This window comes from Sphingomonas sanguinis NBRC 13937 (genome assembly GCF_001591005.1).
Taxonomy (GTDB): Bacteria; Pseudomonadota; Alphaproteobacteria; order Sphingomonadales; family Sphingomonadaceae; genus Sphingomonas; species Sphingomonas sanguinis.
Genome location: NZ_BCTY01000112.1, coordinates 1 through 1,605 on the forward strand (window position 1 = coordinate 1; position 1,605 = coordinate 1,605).

The 1,605-nt window shown below is 66.5% G+C and carries 1 protein-coding gene and 1 pseudogene; both read left to right on the forward strand.

The annotated features are described in order from the left end of the window. Positions 1–114 precede the first annotated feature (114 nt). On the forward strand, positions 115–1,350 hold the full coding sequence (locus SSA01S_RS18810; protein WP_061781612.1) for a molybdopterin-dependent oxidoreductase: 1,236 nt from the start codon (positions 115–117) through the stop codon (positions 1,348–1,350). A 12-nt stretch (positions 1,351–1,362) separates the two neighbouring features. Next, a pseudogene (locus tag SSA01S_RS18815) lies at positions 1,363–1,605 on the forward strand (hypothetical protein); the annotation flags it as partial.

The following is a 1,605-nucleotide window of genomic DNA, read 5'->3' on the forward strand; positions in this document are numbered from 1 at the left end:
GCCCTGCATCGCCACCCCGAACTGATCCGCTGTGGTGATCGGATCAGTCGGTCCGATCACTTGCAGAACGCCCCTTCGATCCGCCAGCGTGGCTGGCCACAGGAGAGCCTTGTCATGGACAATTTCGACGCCGGGCTGGCGAGTGAGACCAGCCGTCGCCGCTTTCTCAGGCATGCCGCCCTCGGCAGCGCCGGCCTTGCCGCAGCACCTGCGCTGGCGCAGCAGCTCGTCGACCTGAAGCTGCCTGGCGGCAATGCCGAACGGCCGATGACCAGCGCCTTTCCCGGCAAGGGCAGCATGATCCTCCAGCGTGTCCATCCGCCCTTGCTGGAGACGCCGATGGACGTGTTCGACAAGTCGGTGTTCACCCCCAACGACCAGTTCTTCGTCCGCTGGCACTGGGCCGACATCCCGACCTCGATCGATGTCGAGACTTTCCGCCTCAACGTCTTCGGCCACGTCAACGGACCGCTGTCGATCAGCCTCGCCCAGCTGCTGCGCCTGCCGCGGGTCGAGATGGCGGCGGTCAACCAATGCTCGGGAAACAGCCGTGGGCTGTTCCAGCCGCGTGTCGCCGGCGCACAATGGGGCAATGGCGCGATGGGCAACGCCAAATGGCTCGGCGTGCGCCTGCGCGACGTGCTCGATCTCGCCGGGGTCAAGGCAGGCGCGGTACAGGTGCGCTTCGGCGCTCTCGATCAGCCGGTGGTCGCTGGCGCCCCTGACTTCGAGAAGGCGCTCGACATCGACCATGCCCGCGACGGCGAGGTGATGATCGCCTTTGGCATGAACGGCGAGCAGCTGCCGCTCCTCAACGGCTTTCCCTGCCGGCTGATCGTGCCGGGCTGGTACTCGACCTATTGGGTCAAGATGCTGAACTCGATTGAGGTACTGCCCGGCCCTGACGACCAGTATTGGATGGCCAAGGCCTACAAGATACCGGCGACGCCCGGCGCGAATGTCGCGCCCGGTGCCAAGGACTTTCCGACCGTTCCCATCAATCGCATGATCCCGCGCAGCTGGATGACCAGCCTGCCCGATGGCCAGGCGATAGCTTATGAGGCGTCGATCCCGGTCGGCGGGATCGCGATGGGCGGCGACTGCGGCGTCGCCAAGGTCGATGTATCGTCGGACGGTGGCCGGACGTGGTATAAGACGACGCTCGGCGCGGACGAGGGCAGGTACAGCTTTCGCCGCTGGGACGGGCGGGTGCCGCTCCGGCGCGGGCCCAACCCGATCATGGTGCGCTGCTGGAATACCAACGGTGTCGCCCAGCCGATGAAACCGATCTGGAACCCGGGCGGGTTCATGCGCGGCAACATCGAGACCACCACCATCATCGCGGCCTGAGGAGCGAGTAGCATGAAGACCCCGTCTCCCGGCATCATGGCCGCTGGCCTGATCGGCCTGACCGGCATTATCCTGGTCTCGATCGGTGCGCCGAGCAGCCGCAAGGCGCCTGCCCCGATCTCCGAGACATCCGAGCCGGCGCCGCCCGCCAGCGTCTCAGCCCACGGCTTTTCGCTCGCCTCGACCAGCGTCGACCTGCCGGTCGATGACGCGACCTACCCCGATGGTCCGCACGCCGACGTCATCAACGCCAAC

What these genes read in the sequence shown, in the direction of transcription:
- SSA01S_RS18810 (WP_061781612.1), top strand. Translation starts at nt 115, where the DNA reads ATGGACAATTTCGACGCCGGGCTGGCGAGTGAGACCAGCCGTCGCCGC.